The sequence below is a fragment of the Oceanococcus atlanticus genome (assembly GCF_002088235.1).
GTDB classification, from domain to species: domain Bacteria; phylum Pseudomonadota; class Gammaproteobacteria; order Nevskiales; family Oceanococcaceae; genus Oceanococcus; species Oceanococcus atlanticus.
Genome location: NZ_AQQV01000001.1, coordinates 1,071,806 through 1,096,270, shown reverse-complemented (window position 1 = coordinate 1,096,270; position 24,465 = coordinate 1,071,806). Strand labels below are relative to the sequence as shown.

Here is a 24,465-nt window from a genome sequence, read left to right as displayed (position 1 = left end):
AGAGAATTGGTGTTGACGTGCCAACGTGGTCCTGTTTGCTGAAATGAAGGGTTCGGGAGATACCCGCAACAATGAGCAGTGTATCGGTTAAACAAATCAAGGTCGAAGGCCTGGGCGGTCTGTCGTCGCGTGCCTTGATTGTCAGTGCCTCGGTGGTACTGGTGTTGCTCGTGGCAGCGGCCTTCACGCTGGGGCGCGCAAGCGCACCCGCCGTTGCCCACACCGGGCTTTCGCTGGACCACATCGAGGATTTGCGACCTGCGCTTGCCGAGCAGCGCGCGCGGCTTGAGGAAAGCCGCCGCCAGATGGCCGCCAATCAAGTGGCGGTCGCACGGCGGCTGGGGCGCATGCAGGCTGAAATCACGCGTCTCAACGCGGCCGGGCGCAAGCTGACTGAAATTGCGCAACTCAGCAGCGATGAATTCAATTTTGATGCCGAGCCTGCTCTGGGTGGTCCGGCAGATCCCGGTGACGAGGTGATCGCGCCGGAGCATGTGGCACTGGATGACCTGGATATGCAGCTGGAGCTGAAAGAGCGGCAGTTGGATATTCTTGAGCATCTGCTCCTGGTCAGTCAGCTGCATTCTCAGCAGTATCCGTCAGGATGGCCGGTCAAGCGTGGCTTCATCTCGTCCTTGTTCGGCACCCGTACCGACCCGTTCACGGGCCGGCGCACCCGGCACACCGGCATGGATTTCGCTGCCCTGTCGGGCACGGACATTCTGGCTGTGGCCGGAGGCGTGGTTTCGTTTTCCGGTCAGCGCTCCGGGTACGGGCGTATCGTCGAAATCAATCATGGCAACGGCTACGTCACGCGATACGCGCACAACAGCCGTAATTTAGTGCGTATTGGTGATCGCGTGGTTAAAGGTCAGGCCATTGCCCTGGTCGGCAAATCCGGCCGCGCAACAGGCTCGCATGTGCATTTCGAAGTGCTGGTGGATGGCCGGCGCATCGACCCGTATCAGTACATCAGCCAGAAGTAGCGCCCACGCCGGGCTTGCCTGGGCGTAATTCACCCCAATGATGGTTGGCTCCGAGGTTCACGTTCGGTGACGTCGGCAAATCCACGTTATCATTGACCCTTTTTAGGGCCGGTCATTCCTTGGCGGGCCTTTCGCGTTTTCAGCAAAGACTCTCATGGCCAATTTTTTCAGCAAGGTATTCGGCAGCCGCAACCAGCGTTTGCTGAACCGCCTGCAGCCCATGGTCGACAAGACCAATGCCCTGGAAGACAGCATCCGCCAACTCAGCGACGATGCGCTGAAAGCGAAAACTCAGGAGTTTCGTGAGCGGCTCGACAAGGGTGAGAAGCTCGACGCCTTGATGCCCGAAGCCTTCGCCGTGGTGCGGGAGGCCGGTAAACGTGTCCTGGGCATGCGCCATTTCGACGTGCAGCTGATCGGCGCAGCGGTGCTTAACCAGGGCAAGATTTCCGAGATGCGCACCGGTGAGGGTAAGACCCTGGTTGCGACGCTGGCCGCCTACCTCAATGCTTTGCCCGGTGACGGCGTTCACGTGGTTACGGTCAATGATTATCTGGCCAAGCGTGATGCTGACTGGATGGGGCGGCTGTACGGATTTCTCGGACTCACCACCGGCGTGGTGGTGCATGGCCAGAACAACGAGGAAAAGCGTGCTGCCTACGCCGCCGACATCACCTACGGCACCAATAACGAATTCGGCTTTGATTACCTGCGCGACAACATGGCGTTTCGCCTGCAAGATCGCGTGCAACGCGGTCAGGCCTTCGCCATTGTCGATGAAGTCGATTCCATCCTGATCGACGAGGCGCGTACGCCGCTGATCATCTCCGGGCCGACCGACGACAATCCCGAGGTTTATCGCAAGATGAACACCCTGGTGCCGCAGCTCAAGCGCCAGGACGACGAAGAGGCCGAGGGCCACTACTTCGTCGATGAGAAAACCAAGCAGATCCAGCTCAGTGAGGACGGCCACGCGGCCCTTGAGGAGCTGTTCGAGAAAGCGGGTTTGCTCAGCGAAGGCTCGCTCTACGACGCCTCGAACATCATTTTGATGCACCATGCGATGGCCGCGTTGCGGGCGCATGCCTGCTACCACCGCGATGTCGAATACATCGTGCGCAACGGCCAGGTCGTTATCATCGATGAGTTCACCGGGCGCATGATGCCGGGGCGGCGTTGGTCCGATGGGCTGCATCAGGCGGTAGAAGCCAAGGAAGGGGTGCAGATCCAGCAGGAAAACCAGACCCTGGCATCGATCACCTTCCAGAATTATTTCCGCCTCTACGACAAGCTGTCCGGCATGACCGGCACCGCCGACACCGAGGCCTTCGAGTTCCAGCAGATTTACGGTCTGGAAGTGGTCGTGATTCCGACCAACAAGCCCATGGTGCGTGAAGACCTGCCCGACCAGGTGTTCATGACGGCTGCGGAAAAGTACGACGCGATTGCCCAGGACATCCAGGATGCCTGCGATCGCGGACAGCCGGTGCTGGTGGGTACCGCATCGATCGAAACCTCGGAAATCCTCTCGGCCGAGCTCAATCGGCGCAAGATCAAACATGAGGTCCTCAACGCCAAGCAACATGAGCGTGAGGCCGATATCGTGGCCCAGGCCGGACGTCCCGGCGTGGTCACCATTGCCACCAACATGGCCGGTCGCGGGACCGACATCGTGCTGGGCGGCAATCTCGATTCAGAGCTCGACGCCCTGTCGCCAGATGCGGCGGAGGAGCGTAAAGAGGCCGAGCGCAACTGGCGCAAGCGTCACGAGAAGGTGATCTCTGCCGGCGGGCTCTTTGTGGTCGGTTCCGAGCGGCACGAATCACGCCGTATCGACAACCAGCTGCGTGGTCGATCCGGGCGTCAAGGTGATCCGGGGCGCACCCGCTTCTATTTGTCGCTGGACGACAACCTGATGCGCATCTTCACGCCCCCGCGTCTGCGCGGCATGCTCCAGGGCCTGGGCATGGAAAAGGGCGAAGCCATCGAACACCGCTGGGTAACCCGTTCGATCGAAACGGCGCAACGCAAGGTTGAGGCGCACAACTTCGATATCCGCAAGAACCTGCTGGAATACGACAACGTTGCCAACGACCAGCGTCGTGTGGTTTACGACATGCGTGAGTCGCTGCTGGGTGACGAATCGCTCAGCGAGATGATCACTCAGCTGCGCGAAGATGTGATTGAGCAGCTTGTGCGCACCTACGTGCCGCGTGGCAGCGCCGAAGAACTGTGGCGGCTGGATGAATTACAGGATGTGCTGGCCCGTGAGTACGCCTGCGAGGTCAATTTGCAGGCCTGGCTGGATGAGGACAAATCCCTCTCCGACGAAGGCATGATCAAGCGCATCCTGGATCTGCTTGATCAGGAATACCGCAGCAAGCGTGAGCAGGCTGGTGATGAGTCGCTCGACAACTTCGAGAAAGCGATCATGCTGCAGGTGCTTGATACCTTGTGGCGCGAGCATCTGGCAGCGATGGATTACCTGCGCAAGGGTATTCACCTGCGTGGTTACGCGCAGAAGGATCCCAAGCAGGAATACAAGCGTGAAGCGTTTGGCATGTTCACCGAGTTGCTTGATCGCTATAAGCAAGAGGTCGTGAGCATCGTCAGCAAGGTGCGCATTCAGCAGCCGGAAGATATCGAGCGGGTTGAGCAGGCACGACGTGAGCGCGAGATGCATTTCGAGCATGCCGAGGCCGAAAGTGCCCTGAGTGGTGGTGAGGCTGCGCCTGCGCCACAGCCGGGCCAGGCAGCGGCGCCGGGTGCAGCGCCTCAGCAGCGCGTCAAGGTGCAGCGTCGTCCGCCGCCACCGGCCAAGCCGGAGACCTTCGAGCGGCAGGAGCGCAAGGTCGGGCGCAATGAGCCGTGTCCGTGTGGCTCGGGCAAGAAATACAAGCAGTGCCACGGCAAGCTCAGCTGATCATATGCCGGTCAATCTGAAGCCTGCCGAGGGGCTCAAACCGGTTCCCGGGGTCAGCTTGTCCTGCACGGCTGCGGGTATTCGTTATCGCGGTCGCGATGATCTGGTTTTGATTCATCTGGCGTCGGGCAGTCAGGTCGCCGGTGTGTTTACGCGCAATGCCTTTTGCGCCGCGCCTGTGGTGGTGTGCCGCGAGCATCTGGCCGGCACAGCCGAGGCGCGTGCGCTGCTCATCAACGCTGGCAACGCCAACGCGGGGACTGGTCAGGCCGGTCTGGATGCCGCGCGGCGCAGTTGCGCGCTGGCCGCGGATGCGCTGGATGTGGATACCGAGGCGGTACTGCCGTTGTCCACCGGGGTGATCGGTCAGGCACTGCCGGTCGAGCCGTTTGCGCGCGCATTACCGATACTGGCTGGCGCGCTGGACGCCAACGGCTGGGACGCGGTCGCCCGCGCGATCATGACCACCGATACCGTGCCCAAAGGGATTTCGCGGCAGTGCCAGATCGATGGGCGCACGGTCACCGTCACCGGTATCGCCAAGGGCGCGGGCATGATCCGGCCTGACATGGCCACCATGCTCGCCTTTGTGGCGACGGATGCCGTGGTCGAGTCCGGTGTCCTGCAGGCATTGCTCAATGAAGTTGTGGCCGAGTCATTCAACGCCATCACCGTGGACGGGGATACCTCGACCAACGATGCCTGCATCGTTGCGGCCACCGGCACAGCCGGGCATGCGCCTTTGACGGCCGAAAGTTCGGCATTGCCGGTACTGCGCGATGCATTGCGTGAGGTCTGCGTGTGGTTGGCGCAGGCCTGCGTCAGGGATGCTGAGGGCGCGACCCGTTTTATCCGGGTTGAGGTGGGGGCGGCGGCCAGCGTTGAGGAAGCACGCCAGGTTGCGTACACCGTGGCGCAGTCGCCGTTGGTGAAAACCGCCGCCTTTGCGGGTGATCCGAACTGGGGGCGCATTCTGGCAGCGGTCGGTCGCAGTGGCCTTGAGGCGCTCGATCTGAGCCTGGTCAACCTGTACCTCGATGACGTGTGTCTGATTCGTGGTGGCGAACCCGATCCGGACTACAGCGAGGCGCGCGGCGCCGCAGTGGCCGGCAAGTCGGAGTATTGCATTCAGGTGGTCCTGGGGCGAGGCGACAGCAGCGCCACGGTGTGGACCTGCGATTACAGCTACGACTACGTCAAGATCAACGCCGAATACCGCAGCTGATCGTGGCAGCCGGGGCTCCACGGTCGGTGGTTCGTGTGGCGGCAGGCGTGTTGCGTCGTGCCGATGGTGCGGTGCTGCTGGCCCAGCGCCCGGCGGGCAAAATTGCGGCAGGACGCTGGGAATTTCCCGGCGGAAAAATCGAGGCCGGAGAATCACCGCGTGAGGCGCTGGAGCGCGAACTGGCTGAGGAAATCGGCGTGCGTGTGCAAAGTGCCCGGCCTCTGCTGTGTTTGCGCCACGCCTACACCGAGCGCACCGTGGAACTGGATACCTGGCTGGTCGAGGCCTGGGCGGGGCAGGCCGAAGGGCTGGAAAATCAGGCCCTGGCCTGGGTGCAGCCCGCCGAAATGGAAAGCTACGATGTGCTCGAGGCTGATGGGCCGATCATCGATGCCCTGAAACTGCCGTGCGCGTTGCCCATTACGGCTGATCGAGCGGACGCTGATGCGCTATTGGCTGATCTGCTGCGTCTGGCTGCGGATGGGCACCGGCTGATCCGTTTGCGTGCGCCGCGTCTGTCCGAGGAGGCTTACACGGCGCTGGCGATGCAGGCCGGGCCAAGGCTTCACGCGCTTGGATCAGGCTTGCTGATTGATCGCTGGCAGGGCGTGCCCGCAGGCACAGCAGGCATCGCAGGTGTGCATCTCACTGCGGCTGCTGCGCAGCGCATCGAGCGCAGCGCATTGCCCGACGCTGGCTGGTTATTCGCTTCCTGTCACAACCGAGCAGAGCTTGAGCGTGCCTGCGCTCTGGGGGCCCAGGCGCTGGTCATTGGCCCCGTGCATGCAACCGCGACCCATCCGGGCGCCCAGATCCTGGGACTGGACGGTTTCGCGCAACTTGCGGCGCAGGCCAACCGCCCCTGCTATGGATTGGGCGGGCTTGCGGTGTCGGATGCTGAGGCGGTTTTTCAGCACGGTGGGCAGGGCGTTGCCGGCATTTCCGCGTATCAGCACCCGCGTTAGCTCAGGCTACTGATAGGACGGCGGTTCGCCGTCGCCGTGATCGCCCCAGTCCGGGGATTCGCTGGGAATGCTGCGGGTTTCTTCGAACCACTCACCCAGGTCGATCATCTTGCACCGCTCCGAGCAGAACGGACGCCACGGGTTGTCATTCGTCAGGCTGGCGGGTTCGCCGCACTGGGGGCAGGCTACAGGCTGCATAAGCTGAGTTTGAAGCGGATCGGGTGAGTTTGATGTACGGCTGCCGAGCGCGCCGAGTCCTGCTGCATGAAACGCACCGAGAAACGTTGGCGGCCGGCGCTGATTTCCGGATACAGATGGCGGCCCCGGGGCAGCGCAAGGCGAATCAGATGATATTTATCCTGGCCGCTGTGCACATACATGCCGTCAACCGCATCGGTGTCTTTCCAGTGGCTGCTCTGACGCAGCAGGCGCATGTACAGCGCCACTGCATTCTCGAAGATACGCAGATTGCCCAGCCAGCTGTCCATGTCGTTGCTGCTGGTGGTTGGTGAGGCTTCAAGCCAGCGATGGAACTGTGGCAGGTCGATATGGCAGGTGCCGCCGGGGATCGTGCTGCGGTTGATGATGGCAAGCAGAAAGTCGCTGTCCTTGAGGGTCTGACTGATGCGCTGCGAGGAGCAGCCCTGGATGTCGCTGATGGTCGATTCCAGTTGCCCCAGCGCTTCATCCAGCAGGCCCTCATCAACACCCGGTCGATCGCGCAGAGGCAGCAGTGCCTGACGCCGTTCGCCCAGTTCGCGGGAGATTTCGGTTTTCAGATCATTGCGGCTGAACAGGCTCAGAATGTCGATCAGCGTCACGATGCTGGCACGCATGCCCCAGGGGCTTTCGTCCTGCCGGTGATGGTCGAGCTGGGCAAACAGATGCTCCAGTCGCAGCATGGTGCGAACCCGCTCGCTGACGGGTTGTTCGAAGACGATGTCGGTGTCGCTCACGAAAGCTCTGAGGGTGCGGGACGTCCGGCCATTGTCCGCATTCGCCGGCCTGCGATCAAACCTGACGTGCGTGGGCCAGGCTCAGCAGCTTGTGATGCAGGGCTTCGACCTGCGGGGGCAGATTGTCGGGCGCGCCGCTGTTGTCGATCACGTCGTCGGCCATGGCTAGGCGGTCTGCACGATCGGCTTGCGCATTGAGCATGTTGTCGGCCAGAGACGCATCAATATCGTCGCGTGCCATGAGGCGTTCGCGCTGCGTTTCGCGCGCAACATCGACCACAACGATGTGCTCGACCAGGCTGTCGAAGCCCCCCTCGCGCAGAATGGGGATCATCAGAATCCCGTAGGGCGTCATGAGTGCATCGCGCCACGCGCGCAAGGCCTCTCTGATGAGAGGGTGGAGCAAGCTTTCCAGGACTTTGCGCTGATCGGGGGCTGCGAACACATGCTCACGCATGCGTCGCCTGTCCAGCTCACCTTGCGGGGTGATGAATGCGGCGCCGAAGTGCTCGGCGACCGCGCGCAAACCCGGTGAGCCTGGAGCGACTACATCGCGCGCCACCTGGTCGGCATCGATAACCGGCACGCCGAGGGTCTCAAACAGCTTTCCGACCGTGCTTTTACCGCTGGCGATACCGCCGGTCAGACCGACGCACAGGCTCATGCCGCCATCTTGCCGAAGTACCACACGGCGAAATCCTGGCCATACAGAAAGGCCAGCCAGCCGGCGATTGCAAGGTAAGGGCCGAAGGGCATGGGCTGCCCTTGCTGCAGGCGCTTGGTCGCCATCAGCGCAATGCCAATGGTGGCGCCTACGGCAGAGGAGGCGAGAATGATCCAGGGCAGCTGCTGCCAGCCCATCCAGGCGCCCAGTGCTGCGAACAGTTTGAAGTCGCCAAAGCCCATACCTTCCTTGCCGGTGAGCAGCTTGAAGGCGTGGTAGACCAGCCACAGGCTGAGGTAACCGGCCATTGCCCCGGCCACCGCCTGTTCAATGGGTACGAACACCTCAAAAAGGTTGACCAGCAAGCCCAGCCACAGCAGCGGCAGCACAATCGCATCAGGCAGCAGCTGTGTGCGTGCATCTATCACCGTCAGGGCAATCAGGCTCCACCCCAGCAGCATTGCGGTTGCGGCTTGCCAGCCGTAGCCGAAGTGAGATGCGGCCCAGAGCGCAATCAGGCCTGCGGCAATTTCGACCAGCGGATATTGCCAGGGGATGGGGTTTGCACAGTGATTGCAGCGCCCGCGCAGGAGCAAAAAGCTGACCACCGGGATGTTCTGCCAGGCCCGAATCGGCGTTTTGCACTGTGGGCAATGCGAGCGCGGGCGAGACAGGGTCAGTGCGTCCTGTGCCGGCTGTTCGACATCCAGCAACAGGGCGCACTCCTGCTTCCAGCTTGCTTCCATCATGCGCGGCAGGCGGCTGATCACCACATTCAGAAAGCTGCCAATCAACAGCCCGACAAGGCTGCTGAGGACCAGCCATGTTGCTGGAGAGCTCTCCAGCAGTTCGAAAATATTCATCAGTGGTTTTACGTCAGACCACGGCGCCGAGTTTGAAGATGGGCAGGTACATGGACACCACCAGGCCACCTACGAGCACCCCGAGTATGGCCATGATCATCGGTTCGAGCAGGCTGGACAGGGAGTCGACCAGTGCGTCGACCTCTTCCTCGTAATACGTCGCCACCTTGGCGCACATCGAGTCCAGGGCGCCGGATTCTTCCCCGATGGCGACCATTTGCGTGGCCATGGGGGGGAATATGCCCGCTTGTGCCATGGTCAGCTGAAGCTGGGTGCCAGTTGATACCTGATCGCGCATTTCCAGGATGGCTTCTTCAAAGATGATGTTGCCAGAGGCTTTGGCGACAGATTCCAGTGATTCGACCAGTGGGACACCGGCTGAGAACATGGTGGAAAGGGTGCGAGCGAAGCGTGCTACGGCCGATTTTTCAAGAATGTCGCCGATAACCGGCAGTCTGAGCGAGATGCGGTCGAGCATGCGGCGGAAGGCAGGGCTGCGTTTCTTGACTTGGCTAAACACCCAAAAAGCGCCGCCAATGCCGCCAAACAGGAACAACCAGTTGCTCTGCATCCAGTTCGACATATTAATCGTGAACTGGGTGAAGGCAGGCAGGTCGGCGCCGAAACCCTGAAACAGCTCTTCAAACGTTGGGACGACGAAAATCAGCAGAATGGCTGTAACGATAAAAGCCACGACGAGGACTGCGATGGGGTAGGTCAGCGCCTTCTTGACCTTTTTCTTGATCGCCTCGGTCTTCTCTTTGTAAGTGGCGATCTTGTCCAGCAGCGCTTCCAAGGCACCTGACGCTTCACCGGCGGCGGTCAGATTGACGAATAGATCGTCGAAGTGGAGCGGATGCTTTGACAGCGCTTCAGCGAGCGAAGCGCCGCCTTCGATGTCCATCTTGAGGGCCGTAATTAGCTCGGCCATGGACGGGTTTTCATGCCCCTTGGCTACGATTTCAAGCGCTTGAACCAGCGGTACACCGGCTTCCATCATGGTGGCCAGCTGGCGGCTGAAGACCGCGATGTCGCCGCTGGTGATCTTCTTCTTGCTGGGCCCGAAAAGCTGAATTTCCTTGCTCAGCTTGATGTTGGTGAGCTGTTGCTTGCGCAGTTCAGCCTTGGCAGCAGCATCACTGCTGGCTTGAATGATGCCTTTGGTCCGGCTGCCGGACTTGTTGATGGCTTGCCATCTGTAAGTGTTGAGTTTGGCTTCTTTTGTCGCCATGGCTTTTGTACTCGCCCCCGCTGAGTTATCCCGCTTGATCCTACACTAATCGATGGTGACCCGATTGGCTTCGGTCAAACTGGTAATCCCTTGTTTGACCTTCTCCAATGCGGAGCGGCGCAGGTCCCATACGCCTTCCTTGGCGGCCTGTTCTGCGATCTGCATAGCATTGCCCTCAGCCATGATGATGCGGCCGATTTCTTCACTGACCGGCATAACCTGATAGATACCGGCACGCCCTTTGTAGCCGTTGTTGCACTGATCGCAACCCACCGCCTCGTAGATGGTGAAGTCCGGGCTTGTGATGTCTTCCTCTGAGAAGCCTTCTTTGAGCAATTCTTCTTTGGGGACATCAATTGGCGCTTTGCAGTTTTTGCACAGGCGACGCGCCAGGCGCTGGGCGATGATCAGGGTGACAGATGTTGCGATGTTGAATGCAGGCACGCCCATGTTCAGCAGGCGGGTGAGTGTTTGCGGAGCATCATTGGTGTGCAGGGTCGAAAGCACGAGGTGACCTGTTTGTGCCGCCTTGATCGCGATCTCCCCTGTTTCAAGATCACGGATCTCACCCACCAGAATGACATCGGGGTCCTGGCGCAAGAACGCTTTCAACGCTGATGCGAAGGTCAGTCCCACCTTCGGGTTCACGTTGACCTGATTCACGCCTTCCAGGTTGATTTCCGCCGGATCTTCCGCGGTGGAGATATTACGATCCGGAGTGTTAAGGATATTCACACCGGTGTAGAGCGAAACCGTTTTGCCCGAACCTGTCGGGCCGGTGACCAGGATCATGCCATAGGGCTTGGACAGCGCATGCATGTAAAGGTCTTTCTGGAACGGCTCGTAGCCCAGTGCGTCGATGCCCAGTTTGGCGCTGGAGGGATCGAGAATACGCATCACGATCTTTTCCCCGAACATAATCGGGCAGGTGCTGACGCGAAAATCGATTGCTTTGTTCTTGGACAGCTTGAGTTTGATGCGGCCGTCCTGGGGAATGCGTCGTTCGGCCAGATCCAGGCGCGACATCACTTTCACGCGGGCGGCAATGCGTACACCCTGCGAAACCGGCGGTGAGGCCACATCCTGGAGAATGCCATCAAGGCGATAGCGAATGCGGTATTTGTATTCGTAAGGTTCGAAATGGATGTCCGATGCCCCACGATTGATGGCATCCAGAAGAATTTTGTTCACAAAGCGGACAATTGGGGCGTCGTCCGCATCGGCCTTGCTGATGTCGGTGGTGCCACTGCTTGTGGTCTCGTCAACATCAATATTGTCGAGGTCCGCATCGCCCAGATCCATGCTCGCCGAGTCGGCGGCCGCAATGGCTGCGTCAACCTGTCTGGACAGCTTTGCCTCGTCACACAGCACGGCCTCTGTGGGCATGCCGGTGTTGAACTTGAACTCGTCGATGGCCTCGAGATTGGTAGGGTCCGATACGGCCAGAAAGAGTTTTTTGCCACGTACAAAAATCGGTAGCGCGCGGTGCTTTTCCAATAGCTTGGAATCGACCTGCTCCAGAAGTTTGGGGTCTGCGCGTAAGGTGTTGATGTCGAACAGCGGTAAGCCGAACTCGTCGCTGGCTGCTGCAGCCAGAGCCGCTGAGTTTGCGAGGCTGTTCTCGACCAGATAGGTGACCAGCGGTCGTCGACTTTTGAGCGCGGCCTGCTGAGCTTCGCGCGCTTTGCCCTCATCCAGCAGGCCATCTTTGACCAGGCGGCGAGCCAACCCACCCAGGTAGCCGCCCGAGCCCTTCGCGTCTCCCATTGCTATCCCCAGAACGTGCGCATGGAAAATAACGATAATACCGATTCAGTTAGCTCACTGCGACGTGCTGACGTGTATCCAGTAAGCTCCGCTTCGTGTGTTGTCGCCAACAGAGAGTTCAGGTTTGTCATTCAGCATCATAATCCCAGCGAAGAATGAGGCCGAAGGCCTGGAGAAAATCCTCCCGGACATCAAGCGCCTCTATCCGCAGGCTGAAGTTATCGTCTCGGATGATGGCTCAACGGATGCGACTGCAGAGGTTGCGGAGCGTCACGGTGCACGTGTTTCGTCCAGCCCTTACAGCATGGGCAATGGTGCTGCCATCAAGCGCGGTGCGCGAGCGGCCAGTTATGACGTTCTGGTGATGATGGATGGCGATGGGCAACATCAGCCGAGTGAGATTCAACGCTTGCTGGACGCGCTGGATGAAGGTTACGACATGGTGGTGGGCTACCGCGACAGCGAAGGGCAGGCCAATGTGAGCCGCGGCCTTGCCAACGCGCTCTACAACAGGCTGGCAAGCCTGATTACAGGACATCGCATCTACGACTTGACCTCCGGTTTCCGCGCCGTACGTGCGGATAAGTTTCGTGAGTTTCTCTATCTGTTACCTAATGGGTTTTCCTACCCGACCACATCCACCATGGCGTTCTTTCGCAGCGCTTACCCGGTGAAATACGTGCCTGTGGATGTGCTGGCGCGAATTGGCAGCAGCCATATCAAACCCGTGCGTGATGGCATCCGCTTCCTGTTGATCATTTTCAAGATTGCCACCCTGTATTCGCCATTGAAGTTGTTTTTGCCGACCGCCGGCGTGTTTTTCCTCACTGCGCTGGCCTACTACCTGTATACCTTCTTCACCATGGGGCGCTTCACCAACATGAGCATGTTGCTGTTCTCAGCCAGCGTGATTGTGTTTCTGATAGGTCTGGTTTCGGAGCAGATTACGTCTCTGATGTACCGGCGTGACAGCTAAAGCTTTGCGCTGTGGTGACGGCCTGAAGTGACGGGGGTTGGCAGGACAGACTATGCGCATCGTTTTCTTTGGCTCGGCTGAAAGTTCGCCTCGCTACGCGCGGACGCAACAGGTCGTTGCACGCATGCGGGAGCTTGGCGTTGATGTGCACAACCAGCTGCGCGAGCGGGCAGCTTCGAGTTCGGCGCGTGTGGGCGCTTTTCGTAATCCCTTTGTTGCGATCAGGTTGATGCTTGACATGCTCGCCTCGTGGGGGGCGGGAGGCTGGGCAGCACGGCGCTTGCGGCCCGACTTGTTGTGGATTGGATACCCTGCACTGCTCGATATCATGCCTGCGCTGATACTCAGGCGCCTGTATGGCAGCCGGGTTATCTACGACGCCATGATCTGCCTTACCGAGACGGTTGTTGAAGACCGCAAGTTGCTGAAACGCGGGGGGCGATTGCACCGTTTATTGTTTAGGCTTGAACGTTTTTTACTGCGGCGAGCTGACTGTCTGGTGGTCGATACCGAGCAGAACCGGGCTTTGCTGTGTGACAAGTTCGAAGTGGATTGCGATCGGGTTTTCGTTCTTCCCATCTCCATTGACGAAACCGTTTGGGCAGCCAGTCCGGTCCGCGCTGACCGCGATGTGCTGCGGGTTGCCTTCTGGGGCACTTTCGTGCCGTTGCATGGGGCTAAGGTCATCGCTGAGGCCGTAAATCTTGTGGTTGAGCGCTGCCCGTCGCAAGTCGTCTTCAGGGTGGTCGGGGATGGTCAGGACGCGGATGCGTTTGCAGCGGCACTGAGTGCGCAGGCCATGCAGGCCGTGCAGTGGGACCGGAGTATCCAGACAGAGGAGCAGCTGAAGGGTTTGGCGGCTTGGGCAGACATCTGCCTGGGAATCTTTGGTACCTCGGCAAAAACCCAGTGTGTCGTCCCATACAAGGTGATCCACGCATTGGCCTCGGGCAGGGAGGTGATCACCGCCGATTCACCAGCGGTCCGAGGTTTTCAGCACTCCGTCGCGTTGGAGCGGGTTCCGGCGGGCTCGGCTGCGGCGCTGGCGGATGCGATTGAGCAGCGCGCCAACGCGCCGCAGCGTGATAATTCAGCCCTGGCTCGCGAATTGTTTGAGTCGAACTTCTCGGCAAAAGCGCAGCTTCGCTTGATCAAGGAGCTGCTGGAAAAATAATGCACATACTGATAATTAACCAACACGGTGAAAATCGGGGCGATGAGGCTGCGATGCAGGGCATGCTGGGAGCCGTGGCTAGGAAGTACCCAAGTGCGCAGGTAACACTGCTCTACCAGCACAAGGACAGATCACACCTGCCGCCAGCGCCATCCGGGGTGACCTGCCTGCCCATCGTCATGCCGCTTTTTGATGCGTTTCTTCTTGCCGGCGCGGCATGTCTTCGGGCCTGGGTTTATCGCGGTTTTGCACTCACACGGGGGCCACGGGTTGCCAAGGCAATCTGGGCAGCTTACACGCAGTGCGACATGGTGATTTCGGCGCCAGGAGGACCTTATTTTGGCGACCTCTATGTGAACCACGAGTTTGTTCATGTCTTTCTGGTGTGGTTGGGACGCATCCACAAAAAGCGCATGTTTCTTTTTGCGCCCTCGTGCGGCCCCTTCGGAAATCGGCTCATGAATCCCATAAGGAGGCGCATGTTTGGCTGGTTTTCAGGTGTGTGTCTCCGTGAGCCTGTGTCAGCGCAATACCTCAAAGGTCTGACGGGGGCAGCGGTTGAAGTCACGGCTGATTCGGCATTCCTGGCGCCCTTGCAGGCTGTCATCGAGCCTGCGGCCAGGAAGAAGGTTGTCACGGCGACGGTGCTCAAGCATCGGGCGTGGCAGCGCGAGCCCGAGCGTCAACGGGCGTATGAAGCGTCGGTCATCAATGCCCTCAATCATCTGGCTTTGCGGCACGATCTTGAGGTGGTGTTTCTGCCTCAGCTATGTGGCAAGGTTCACTCAGACTTTGACTATCTGACTGACGTCGGGAGCAGGCTGGATACGCAGGTGCGCTGGCGGGTGATGCCTCGGGCTGCCGATGTGGCCGCACAGCGGAAGCTGATTGGTGAGGCCTGCATGTCTTTGGCGACACGTTATCACCACCAGGTCTTTTCTATCGGGGCGGCCACGCCAGTGGTTGCGCTGTGCTACGAGCACAAATCGACCGGGCTGATGCAAGAGGCGGGCATGTCGCAGCTGGCCTTACCTATTGGCGACGTAAACGCGCAGAAGATCGTCGATGCATGCGAGTATGTGCTGCGCAACGGGCAGCGGGTGTCCCGATCACTGATGTTTTCTCGCGTGGCATTGCGCCGTCGCGCCCTGCACTCGGTACGGATGCTATCGACAGGTGAGGCTAGTGCCTGATATGCCGGGTCTACTGATCGTCAGGTCGGATTCGCACCACGAAGGCGTGCGCCGACTCGCACTGCCGACTGGCCCTGATTTCAGCTCTGCGCAAGCGTCGGGGGTGCGTTTGAATTGCGTCGGGCACTGCGACATCCAGGGTGCTGGCAGCGCTGCCGAGTTTCTGTTGCAGCGGCTGCTTGACGCCGGTCTGGGGGGGGTAGGCAACCTGTCGGGTGCGTTTGCGGCCGTGATTGAATTTCCCGAAGGGCTGGTGGCCGTTTGCGATCGTGCCGGGAACCGGCCTTTGTACCGGCATCGAGCTGGCCGGAGCGTGGTTATCGGCACTTGCCTTGCTGCTGTTGCACGGGAGGCCGGAACGAATGCGCTCGACCGTCGCTGGGAAGACTTTCTCTTGTCTTATGAGTTTATCCCGGGTCAGGACACCGTTTACCAAGGGGTTTCCTCGCTCATGCCGGGCGTGCCGCTGGTTGAGGGGGCGATGCCTTGCTCATTCGGCGACTCCGGCGTGGCAGACAGCGGCGATGATGCAGGTGACGTTTTCAGCGGGAGTCTGGAGGTCGATACGGCACTGGAGCAGGCGTTCGAAAGTACTTTCAAGGGTTTGCCGGAGCGTGTCGCTGTGCTCATGGGAGGCTTTGATTCCGCCTTGCTGGCGAGCTTGCTGGTGCGCCGCGGGCATGATGTGTCGACCTACACATTTCGTTACCAGGAACCCGGCTTCACTCAGCCGCTGGCGGCCGAGGTGGCTGACCAGCTCGGTATCGCGCACCACTGGGTGGACTTGACCCCTGATGTTCTGCTGCGTGGTCTGACCGATTATGCCCGGCATTTTGGACAGCCTGCCGGGCAAGCACATTACCTGGTGTTTACGGCCCATGCCTGCCAGCAGGTGGCGGCGGATGGCATTACGCATTGCCTCACCGGCGATGGGTGCGACGGGTTGTTTCTTGGTTATCCGACAGTGGCGCGGCGGGTGCATTTGTTGCAGCTGCTGGCCCGGTTACCAAGCGTATTGCGCCGAACGGTCTATGCCGCCTGTGCAAACTCTCGTGCTGAGCGCATGCTGGGGCACCCTGTGCGGGTCTTGCGCAACATCATGTCGCTGCTTGAGCGGGATGAAATCGTCCGAGGCTATCTGGCAGCGAGGACATTCGACCCGGTTTCGCTACGCAATTTGCGCCGGCACGCTCCGGCCGACGTGATGGATGTGGAAAGCGTGCTGGCTCAGCTCGCCGAACACACACGGTCCATGACGCCTCTGAAACGCGCGTATTCCGCAAAAAGCTCAGTAGGTCTGAATCGCAGCAAACTCGCTGGTGCTGCGGCTGCGAGCGGCTTGTCAATTCGTGCACCATTCATGCACGAAGCCATGGCGTCGGTGGCGGCCAAGGTGCCCGAACATCTGATGCGTGACCAGTCATCTCTACGGCTGGGTTTGGGCAAGGCTGTCCTGCTCGATTTCTGCAACCGGCGAGGGCTGCTCCAACCTGATGTGATCTACCAGGAAAAGCGCTCGCCTGTGCATGCGCCGGTTGATCTTTGGTACCGACGGGAGCTGAGATCTTCAGTGCAAGAACTCTTTCTGGATCTGCCGTTTGAGTGCAAGCCGGGCGCGGGTGCCGCGTTGTTCGGTTTTCCATTGGCCCATCGGTTATACCGCCGCTACGCCACCATCGATAAATTCACCTCACAGCAGCTCGGACTACTTGCCAGCTATGCGCGTTTTGGTCGGGGGCTTGATTGAGCGGTATGGCACGCTATTCGGGTTTGCTTCGTGCGCTCTCCGTGATCGTGCCGTTGGGCTTGCTGATGCTGTTCATCGTACTCAGCCCGCAAAGCATGGCGGCGATGACAGATGTCCCGCTCGGCTTGTTGGCGTTGCTCAGCGGATTGACCTTTCTTGGCTGGTTGAGTGTTTATGTCCAGAGCTATCTGTCGATCGCGGTTGTATCTCGACCTCCTCCAATTCTGGAATACCTCTCGGTTTTTTTTCTCGGGATTCTTATTAATTATTCGCCCGTGCGTTTCGGAATTGCTTTCAGAGCGTTGTACCTGAAACGTTATAGAGACGTTGGCTTTGCGGAGTTTTCTGCGGTCACATATTTCCGCCTGCTGTTATTGCTTTTTGTTTCCGCGGTCACTGTAATCTTGGGCGGTCTATTGTGGTCGTCAAAATGGGCTGGGCAAGTTTTTTTTCAGGTGTGGGTTGTCGGTTTGGCAGGGTTGGGCCTGATTCTGCTTTTCGCTCCATGGGTGAAGATCTGGCGTGATCATAGTGGCGGTAATGTCCGACACTGGCTGGACACATTCATTTGTTCCGTGTCCGTAATGCGCGGGCGCCCCAGCCTAGTTGCAGCTCTGGCGATCCTAATCGTGGTTCAGTTCACCCTTGTGGCTGTTCGTATGCACATCTGTTTCAGTTTTTCCGGCTTAGATGTTGGCTATAAGGATTTGATGATTTTGGCACCTGTGGGAACTTTACTCTCAGTTTTGGCTATTACGCCGGGGGGGATGGGAGTACGCGAGGTCGTTACGGCATCACTTTCTGTAGCGTTGGGTTTCTCTTTTGAGGCCGGAATGTTGGCTCTGGTTCTAGATCGGTTGGCGATGATCGTAACAGCGGTTGTTGGAGGGGTATTGTCCGGCCTCTATCTGATTATAAAGCGCATTTTTCGCTACGAACGCTTGTCGTAGAGTGGGTGGCAATGGCAGGGGGCAAAGATTACTTATTGGCCTGTTGGGGAGGAGAGAAGAGATAGGCGTTCGTTTAGCTGTCCCAAGTGGTTTCGGTCAATCAGTCGTTGCCATGTCTCTAGTGCTTCTGACTCTAGCCTGAGCGCGCTCTGCATTTTGTAGAGTGTAATCAGGTACTCGGGCTCCCGTGGTTTTAGATCGACGGCCTCTGTTGCCAGATCTAGGGCAAGTTCAGTATCGCGCAATATGTTCCAGGCATAGTCTCCGTAAGCGGCTAGAACCCGAGGTTGTTTGGTCTCATGATCCAGCGCGCTCAGGAACATACTAATCATGCGCTGCGAGTCTAGAGCGCAGATCTTGTTTCTTGTGCACTGCGCAAGAGACATTATGGCCGCTTGATCTTCGGAGTCCGGGTTCTGGTTGGAAAGCTTTGCGAGCAGGTTGTCCCACCAGTAATCCTTAATAGGCAATCCCAGTTTCGCATGGGTAAAAATGAGAGCGCTTTCCGGCAGGATCGATGCCTTAGGCAAGGTCGCGGTCTTCTCCAAAATCTTCCACGCCAGTGGCAGGTAAGGTGAATCGAGCTCATATTCTGAAGCAACGATATAAGTCTGAGCCAACGAATATTGAGCGCCAGGTGAATCCGGGGCGCGAATGGCAAGCTCCTGAGCTAATGTGACGGGATGGCTCCACGCTGTCGCAGTCCAGGCTGTGAAGAGCAGCCAATAGCTTGTGAGCACGACCAGAATCAGCCTGGCGGCTCTGTGAGTGTGTGAATGTATGATCCCTGCGACCACAGCTAACAGAACCGCGAAACTGGCAAAGTAGTTGCGGTGTTCGTAAGCGAGGTCAAGCGGGATAATCGTCGCAGTCAGCGTATGACTGCAAAGATACAGTGCGATGCCAAGGCTGATCAGGGGAAGACCCTGGCGAAGCAAGCCTGCACAGGCTGCCAAAGCAATCAGTACCAGTATCGAAAGTCCGGTTGTCCAGGGCGATATCAGTGATCGGGAGACCTCGATATTGTCATGATAGAACGACAGGTCGCTGGGCAAAGGCAGTATGGTCCACTTGAGGTAACTTACAAGAACACGTGGTTCGGTGAGCAGGCGTTCGAGCATGTTGAAGTCTCGAGCAGCCCATGCCGAGGTTCTCCCTATTTTGCCAAATTGCCATATGAAGCCCAGCATGTAGGGTGCTACTAGAAAAACCGTAAAGAGCATCATCACGCGCATGTCGTAGCGGCCTGCCTGGTCTTTGATCCGAAACAGGAAGCACTCGATCACGAACGCGTAAAGCGGTAGTAGGGCAGCTGACTCCTTGGCTAGAACACCCAATATCGTGCACACGCTGACGCTGATAACAGCGAGTGCAAGGCCGAAACGTTGGTTTTGCAGCATCCGCAGTCGGCCGTGGCAATATCCAAGCAAGCCGAGCGTTACGAATACCTGCGCCAACGATTCCATTCTTTGGACGACGTAGAGCACGGCGCTGATGTTGATTGGGAGAATCAGCCACATCGAAGCTATCAATGCGGCATAGAGTGAGGCTTGATGATTGCTGATGCGCAGCTGCTGAAGGAGCAAGCGTCCGAGCAGGTAAAGCAAAAACCCGTTCAGCAGATGTATGAACAGATTGCTTGCTTTCATCCAAAATGGATCAAGACCAGTGAAAATATGGTTAACAGCAAAGCTGATAGATGCGAGCGGCCGTTGCAAAAAGCTTGAGGGCGATGAGGTGGCCGCGTCCATTAGGGCCGGGATCGTGAACTCGGTCTGGTGGATGGACCTGTTGTCTACGATGTTGGGGAAGTCGTCATACAGATAACCACCGTTCAAACCTGGAAAATAGGCCGCCACAGTGATCAGCATACTGGCGACTACAAGTGTGGTCGCTTGATATGGTTTTGCAATGTGAATCCTCATACTCAATCAATAGTTTTGTGCATCGGTTTTCAGAGCCATGCGTAAGTTTGTGAGTTCGTTTTTCCAGTAACCCTGGTTTTGCAGGATCCACTGGTGGAGATTGGTCATGCTCAGATGTTTGCTTGATTGGATGCGGGGCAGTTCCTCAAAATGCTGTAAGTGCAGCAAGCCGTGATTGGCGAAACCGGCGTTACCCAGCGCCGCAGCCTGAGCCAAAGCTGTCGCAGGTGTGGCATGCAGTTCCAGCGCTTGATTGAAAAGGCTCAGGGAGCGGTCACCATCTCCTCTGCTCAGAGCCAGTTGCCCTTGAAGATTTAGCAGCTCCTGTTGGCGGATGTTGAGACCTGAAAGCTTGCCATTCTCATGGGCCGCATCCAGCAAACGTGAAGCCCAGTCCCACGGTAGACCCTCACAATCGGCGAGGTCGGATGATTCCAGAGCGGATGTGAGCCAGGTGAACAGAAAGTGACCGCCATGCGTTGCGTTTGTAATCGAATCGACAGCGCTCTGAAGATCATGGCTGGTGAACTGCCTCGATAAACATGCTGCCCTTATGCTGTTCAGCGAGAGTTGAATTTCGTTCGGATGATCTTGTAGGACTTTGGAGAGTCTGGCGTATGCCGCATGGGCTTGTCCGGTGCGCATTTCGTGAGCTGCGGCAAATGTCTGAGCCCTGGGTGAGTCAGGGTTCAAGGCTGCCCAGACCAGTGCTTGTTCGTGTGGGTTGCCCCAAAGGGTGCTGCGCGCATGGGTCATGAAGGCCAGGGTCATAGTCAGTATGAGTCCTACGGCGGTCGTGATATGTGCGCGTTTGCCTGCGGGGCGCAATTGCGCAGCTAACGGCAGGAACAGCAGCAGTGCGGGCAGGTAATTGCGATGTTCATAGTGCAGCTCGAGTGGAATCACGGTTGACTCAAGTGCATGGCCGACAAAGAAAAACATCAGTGCTGAGGCTAGCAGTGGACGATGGTATCTGCTGGCGAACCCAAACCAGCACAAGCCAATAATCCCGCCAAGCGCTGGGAGTGTGCTCCATGGTGTGCTGAGGCTGCTAGACAGTAGATAATTATCGTTGAAAAGTCCGCTTGTGAAGGGCCGTGGAAGAACCAGCAGCCCAAGATAGTCGAACAGCGCGCGAGGTTCGGTGAGTAACCGTTGGGTCAGCGTCCAAGGACGCGACAGGTTGCTGGATTCGACTGCGCTGGGAATTTGCCCCAGTAGGTAAGCTAGAACAGCGATCGACGGCGCCAGGAGCAGGGCGATTCGAGCGCTGTTCAATCCCCTGGTTTGAGCAGCGGCGTTGCCTCGTTGTCCCAGCAAGGTGATTTCCACGACACCGATCAGGCTTGGAAGTAACACACCATTTGCCTTGCTCAGCGTGGCCAATGTGGTGGCACAACCGACACTGAGGCTCATCCACAAAAAACCGCTGAGGGCTCGGCCCGCGTGCAAGCATAGGCGTCCGCTGATCCAGCCGTGCAACGCGAGTAGGAAGAATGTGGCGGGCAGCATGGCTTGGCGCTGCACGACGTACAGCGTGGTCGAAACCATCAGCGGGTGAAGTGCCCAGAAAGCGGTGGCCATCAGCGCGATGGGAAAGGCATGAGTAAGTTGCGCAGCGCGGAATTGCGGCGTGGCGAGAATGCGCCACAGAGCAGTAAGGAGCAGGACACTGTTGAACACGTGCAACGCAAGATTGTTGCGTTTGAAAGCGTGGGCATCGGCGGGCCAATCGCGGGCATCCAATAGAAAACTTAATAACGCGATGGGTCTGCCGGTAGGGTCGGCGATGCCGGATGTGATGTAACGCCAGAATGCAGGGCCGGAATCGATGGGGCCATAAGCGCCCAGTGCGCTAAGGTTGGCGTAGTCATCGAACAGGAAGTCACCAGCTAAGCCGGGTAGATAGGCCCAGACGGTGGCGATCAGCAAAGCGGTGCAAAGCAACGCGCGGAGAGCAAATTGACTGGCTGGTCTCGACAAAATTTCGGAGTATAAAAAAGGCCGCATTATGCGGCCTTTCAGAAGCTGAAATCAGCTAATTAACGGCAGGACGACGGAACGTATTTCGGTTCCAAGGTGCTCGTCTTGCAGGTCCACTTCAGGCTGCCACCATTGTCGATCGGTGAGAGCAGAAGGGTATCGCCAGCGATCTTGGTGTTCGGGCTAGCGCCATTGGCGGCATCATAGGTAACGGTGATCAGGCCAGCCGCGATAGCAACTTGGCTGACGTAGTTGCCAGCAATCGAGGCTGCAACAGCAACGCCTGCAGAGGCGTTGTTGGTCGGGAAGGTGCCACGGTCGGTGAAGAACTCACCAACAGCCGTCTTGGAGCCGGCAGCCAGCGAAAGGCCTTCAGAAACCTGCGAACGGATGGTGTAATCCTGGTAAGCCGGGATCGCAATCGCGGCCAGAATGCCGATGATCGCAACAACGATCATCAGTTCAATCAAGGTAAAGCCCTGTTGTACCTTCTGCATTTGAAATTCTCCTAAAATTTTAGAAAGGTTCGAACCTTTGCGGAGCAAGTCCGCCGGGTTCGATTCGCAACCTTCGTGCCACTGCATTTCAGGTTGGAATTTTGTGAGCCCCACGCCTTCATTTTCGAAAGCGAATGGTCGGGAAGTGAGTATTTTTGTCGAAAACTGACAAAAAATGTCGCCAATCTAATTGCGGCAACTGGTGGGGCGGTGGCGTGCTGCAAGATCTCCGCCGGTGCAGTTCCATTTTATGCTGCCGTTGCCGGTAGTTACGGACATCTGCAGCGTTTGCCCGTTGATTTGCACATTGGCCCGGTTTCCGAAGGTGACTTCAACGATCCCTCCAGCAACATCAACCGCGCTCACGTAGTTGCCGCTGATCGAGGCGGGAGGCGGTAGGCCGGCGCTGGCGTTGCTGGGTGGAAGCTGGCCAGTTTCAGAGATGTAATCCCACAGCGCGGATTTTGCGCCTGAAGCCAAGCTCAGTCCTTCCGACACTTGCGCCCGTATGGTGTAGTCCTGATAGGCCGGTATGGCAATGGCGGCCAGGACGCCGATGATGGCCACGACGATCATCAATTCGATCAGCGTGAACCCTTTTTGAATGTTTCGCATGATACCCCCATCGTGCGAATGGCTCTCAAGCTAGCCAATGCAACACAAGTGCCATGCGGAAATTGTTTTTAATTACAGTGTGGTAGAGATATCTTGGTGGCGGGGTGGCGAGTTTGATCTGACAATTTCTCTGTCTTTTTGACAAAGTTTGTCAGGTGCTTAATCGATCCCGAGCTTCTTCAGGCGATAGCGTAAAGAGCGAAAACTGATGCCCAGCAGTTCGGCGGCGCGGGTTTTGTTGTAGCGCGTGCGCTCCAATGCATCGATGATGCGAGCTTTCTCAGCCTGTGCCAGCGAATCGTCAATATTTGCGGGCTGGCTTTTGGTTGTTGTGGGTTCTTCTTCGTTGGCAGGATCAATCCGGGCGCTAGGCTGTAGGCGCAGATCGGTGGTCTCGATCTGTTCGTTCTCGGCCAGTGCTGCGGCGCGTTCGAGTATGTTTTCAAGCTCGCGGATATTGCCGGGAAAGTCATAGCTGACAAGGGTGCGCAGGGCGTCCTGGCTGAGTTCGCTTTGTGGCAATCCGTGTCGCTCACTGATACGCGTCAGCAGGGTTTTTGCCAGCGTGGGGATGTCGGCACGCCGATCGCGGAGTGCGGGTACATCAATCTCAATGACGTTCAGTCGGTAGTACAGATCTTCGCGGAACTGGCCTTGCGCGATGAGTTGTTGCAGGTCGCGATGGGTCGCCGAGATGATCCTGACATCAACATCAATTTCCTGGCTGTGACCCACAGGACGGATTTTGCGCTCCTGTATGGCGCGCAGTAGCTTGACCTGCATGTGAATGGGCAGGTCACCCACCTCATCCAGAAATAACGTGCCGCCATCCGCTGAGCGGAACAGGCCCGGGTTGTCCGCTACCGCGCCGGTAAAACTGCCCTTGTTATGGCCGAAAAACTCACTTTCCATGAGTTCTGTGGGCACCGCGCCACAGTTGACCGGTACAAAAGGTTTCTCGGCGCGTGACCCTTGCGCGTGGATCATTTTTGCGACCAGTTCTTTGCCCGTGCCGGATTCACCGCGGATGTGCACGGGCGCCTGGTTGCGGGCCAGCTTGGCGATCATGCGGCGCAGTTCCTCAACGGCTGGCGTTTCGCCGGTCAGCTGAGGTTGATCTGTGGCGGCTTCAACTTGCGGCGGGGCAGGGGCTTGGCTGGTCTGCAATGCGCTGTTGACCAGCCTGCGCAAAGTGCTGATATCGACCGGTTTGGTGACGAAGTCGAAGGCTCCGGATTTGAGGCTTTCTACGGCGTCTTCGGCGTTACCGTAAGCGGTGATGACGGCCACTGGCAGATCCGGGTGGTGGATTTGAATGTCGCGTACGAGCTCAATGCCGAGACCATCAGGCAGGCGCATATCGGTCAGGCAAAGGGCATAGCTATTGCTGGCCAGGGCATGCCGCGCTTCATCCAGTGAGGCCGCCGCCTGAGTTTCCAGCCCCATGCGGGACAGGGTGATCTCGAGCAGGGCTCGAATATCGGCTTCATCGTCGACGATCAGGGCTCGGGCGGTCATGTGGCGTTAGGCGAAACGGGCGCGGTCTTCAGTGTAAGTGATTGTCGCCGTGCTCCAAATGTTCTCAGCACGCGTGGGCGGCTGCCGTGCACCGGCGCCGTGGCTCATCGCTCAAAACAATGGTGTCGACATCATCAATGACATTGCCGCCGTGTTCTGTCACATAAGCTCTGCAAATCACATCCGGCACATTGCGGCCATCAAAGCACAAAGCGTAGCCGGCGGCGGGCGCAAAGCGCATGTGCGGTGCAACGGCAAGATAGTGGCCTTGCGTGTGTTGGTACAGCAGCATGTCGGGTCTCCGTAT

At 58.3% G+C, this 24,465-nt stretch carries 21 protein-coding genes and 1 pseudogene; 9 read left to right on the top strand and 13 right to left on the bottom strand.

Going from position 1 to position 24,465, the window contains the following annotated elements:
- Window positions 1–71 precede the first annotated feature (71 nt).
- The 4 genes from ATO7_RS05170 (at window position 72) to ATO7_RS05155 (ending at window position 6,099) form a co-directional block, all read left to right on the top strand.
- A complete protein-coding gene (locus tag ATO7_RS05170; RefSeq protein WP_083560157.1) occupies window positions 72–986 on the top strand; it encodes a M23 family metallopeptidase in 915 nt (304 codons plus the stop codon).
- Window positions 987–1,140: 154 nt separating this feature from the next.
- Window positions 1,141–3,909 (top strand): preprotein translocase subunit SecA, encoded by a 2,769-nt coding sequence (secA, locus tag ATO7_RS05165; RefSeq protein WP_083560154.1) that lies wholly within the window; start codon window positions 1,141–1,143, stop codon window positions 3,907–3,909.
- A gap of 4 nt (window positions 3,910–3,913) precedes the next feature.
- Entirely contained in the window at window positions 3,914–5,134 is a 1,221-nt protein-coding gene (argJ, locus tag ATO7_RS05160) for a bifunctional glutamate N-acetyltransferase/amino-acid acetyltransferase ArgJ (protein WP_083560152.1), read from the top strand.
- 2 nt (window positions 5,135–5,136) lie between these two features.
- Entirely contained in the window at window positions 5,137–6,099 is a 963-nt protein-coding gene (locus ATO7_RS05155; RefSeq protein ID WP_158523058.1) for a Nudix family hydrolase, read from the top strand.
- Between the two features lie 6 nt (window positions 6,100–6,105).
- Here the strand turns inward: ATO7_RS05155 and ATO7_RS17115 are convergent, their stop codons facing one another.
- The 7 genes and pseudogenes from ATO7_RS17115 to pilB form a co-directional block, all read right to left on the bottom strand.
- Window positions 6,106–6,207 (bottom strand): DNA gyrase inhibitor YacG, encoded by a 102-nt coding sequence (locus ATO7_RS17115; RefSeq protein ID WP_240499442.1) that lies wholly within the window; start codon window positions 6,205–6,207, stop codon window positions 6,106–6,108.
- Window positions 6,208–6,297: pseudogene (gene yacG, locus ATO7_RS17110) on the bottom strand (DNA gyrase inhibitor YacG); the annotation flags it as partial.
- On the bottom strand, window positions 6,285–7,055 hold the full coding sequence (gene zapD, locus ATO7_RS05145) for a cell division protein ZapD (RefSeq protein ID WP_083560147.1): 771 nt from the start codon (window positions 7,053–7,055) through the stop codon (window positions 6,285–6,287). The gene zapD and the pseudogene yacG, both read right to left, overlap by 13 nt.
- A gap of 55 nt (window positions 7,056–7,110) precedes the next feature.
- Complete coding sequence (gene coaE, locus ATO7_RS05140) at window positions 7,111–7,719, bottom strand: dephospho-CoA kinase (RefSeq protein WP_083560146.1); 609 nt, start codon at window positions 7,717–7,719, stop codon at window positions 7,111–7,113.
- Complete coding sequence (locus ATO7_RS05135) at window positions 7,716–8,582, bottom strand: prepilin peptidase (RefSeq protein WP_083560144.1); 867 nt, start codon at window positions 8,580–8,582, stop codon at window positions 7,716–7,718. The genes coaE and ATO7_RS05135 overlap by 4 nt, the downstream gene beginning before the upstream one ends.
- 13 nt (window positions 8,583–8,595) lie before the next feature.
- Window positions 8,596–9,813, bottom strand: coding sequence for a type II secretion system F family protein (locus ATO7_RS05130; protein ID WP_083560142.1), 1,218 nt, complete (start codon window positions 9,811–9,813; stop codon window positions 8,596–8,598).
- A gap of 45 nt (window positions 9,814–9,858) precedes the next feature.
- A complete protein-coding gene (pilB, locus tag ATO7_RS05125; protein WP_206044794.1) occupies window positions 9,859–11,580 on the bottom strand; it encodes a type IV-A pilus assembly ATPase PilB in 1,722 nt (573 codons plus the stop codon).
- Window positions 11,581–11,704: 124 nt separating this feature from the next.
- Between pilB and ATO7_RS05120 the strand changes: the two genes are divergently transcribed.
- The 5 genes from ATO7_RS05120 to ATO7_RS05100 all read left to right on the top strand — a co-directional run bounded on the left by ATO7_RS05120 (window position 11,705) and on the right by ATO7_RS05100 (window position 17,620).
- Entirely contained in the window at window positions 11,705–12,556 is an 852-nt protein-coding gene (locus tag ATO7_RS05120) for a glycosyltransferase family 2 protein (protein WP_169712858.1), read from the top strand.
- A 52-nt stretch (window positions 12,557–12,608) separates the two neighbouring features.
- Complete coding sequence (locus ATO7_RS05115; RefSeq protein WP_083560140.1) at window positions 12,609–13,730, top strand: glycosyltransferase; 1,122 nt, start codon at window positions 12,609–12,611, stop codon at window positions 13,728–13,730.
- Window positions 13,730–14,923, top strand: coding sequence for a polysaccharide pyruvyl transferase family protein (locus ATO7_RS05110; protein ID WP_083560138.1), 1,194 nt, complete (start codon window positions 13,730–13,732; stop codon window positions 14,921–14,923). The genes ATO7_RS05115 and ATO7_RS05110 overlap by 1 nt, the downstream gene beginning before the upstream one ends.
- A 103-nt stretch (window positions 14,924–15,026) precedes the next feature.
- Window positions 15,027–16,670: an asparagine synthase-related protein gene (locus tag ATO7_RS05105; RefSeq protein WP_158523056.1), complete on the top strand. Its 1,644-nt coding sequence runs from the start codon at window positions 15,027–15,029 to the stop codon at window positions 16,668–16,670.
- A gap of 5 nt (window positions 16,671–16,675) precedes the next feature.
- Window positions 16,676–17,620, top strand: a complete 945-nt coding sequence (locus ATO7_RS05100; protein WP_083560134.1) for a lysylphosphatidylglycerol synthase domain-containing protein — start codon at window positions 16,676–16,678, stop codon at window positions 17,618–17,620.
- A 32-nt stretch (window positions 17,621–17,652) separates the two neighbouring features.
- On the opposite strand, the gene ATO7_RS05095 is transcribed toward ATO7_RS05100, so the two are convergent.
- From ATO7_RS05095 to ATO7_RS05070, 6 genes are all read right to left on the bottom strand, one after another.
- Window positions 17,653–19,491: a tetratricopeptide repeat protein gene (locus ATO7_RS05095; RefSeq protein ID WP_158523055.1), complete on the bottom strand. Its 1,839-nt coding sequence runs from the start codon at window positions 19,489–19,491 to the stop codon at window positions 17,653–17,655.
- 60 nt (window positions 19,492–19,551) lie between these two features.
- Window positions 19,552–21,477, bottom strand: coding sequence for a hypothetical protein (locus tag ATO7_RS05090; RefSeq protein ID WP_083560130.1), 1,926 nt, complete (start codon window positions 21,475–21,477; stop codon window positions 19,552–19,554).
- A 110-nt stretch (window positions 21,478–21,587) separates the two neighbouring features.
- Window positions 21,588–22,025, bottom strand: coding sequence for a pilin (locus tag ATO7_RS05085; protein ID WP_083560128.1), 438 nt, complete (start codon window positions 22,023–22,025; stop codon window positions 21,588–21,590).
- A 186-nt stretch (window positions 22,026–22,211) separates the two neighbouring features.
- A complete protein-coding gene (locus ATO7_RS05080; protein WP_083560126.1) occupies window positions 22,212–22,640 on the bottom strand; it encodes a pilin in 429 nt (142 codons plus the stop codon).
- A gap of 159 nt (window positions 22,641–22,799) precedes the next feature.
- Window positions 22,800–24,158, bottom strand: coding sequence for a sigma-54-dependent transcriptional regulator (locus ATO7_RS05075; RefSeq protein WP_083560124.1), 1,359 nt, complete (start codon window positions 24,156–24,158; stop codon window positions 22,800–22,802).
- Between the two features lie 64 nt (window positions 24,159–24,222).
- A complete protein-coding gene (locus ATO7_RS05070) occupies window positions 24,223–24,450 on the bottom strand; it encodes a hypothetical protein (RefSeq protein ID WP_083560122.1) in 228 nt (75 codons plus the stop codon).
- Window positions 24,451–24,465 lie beyond the last annotated feature (15 nt).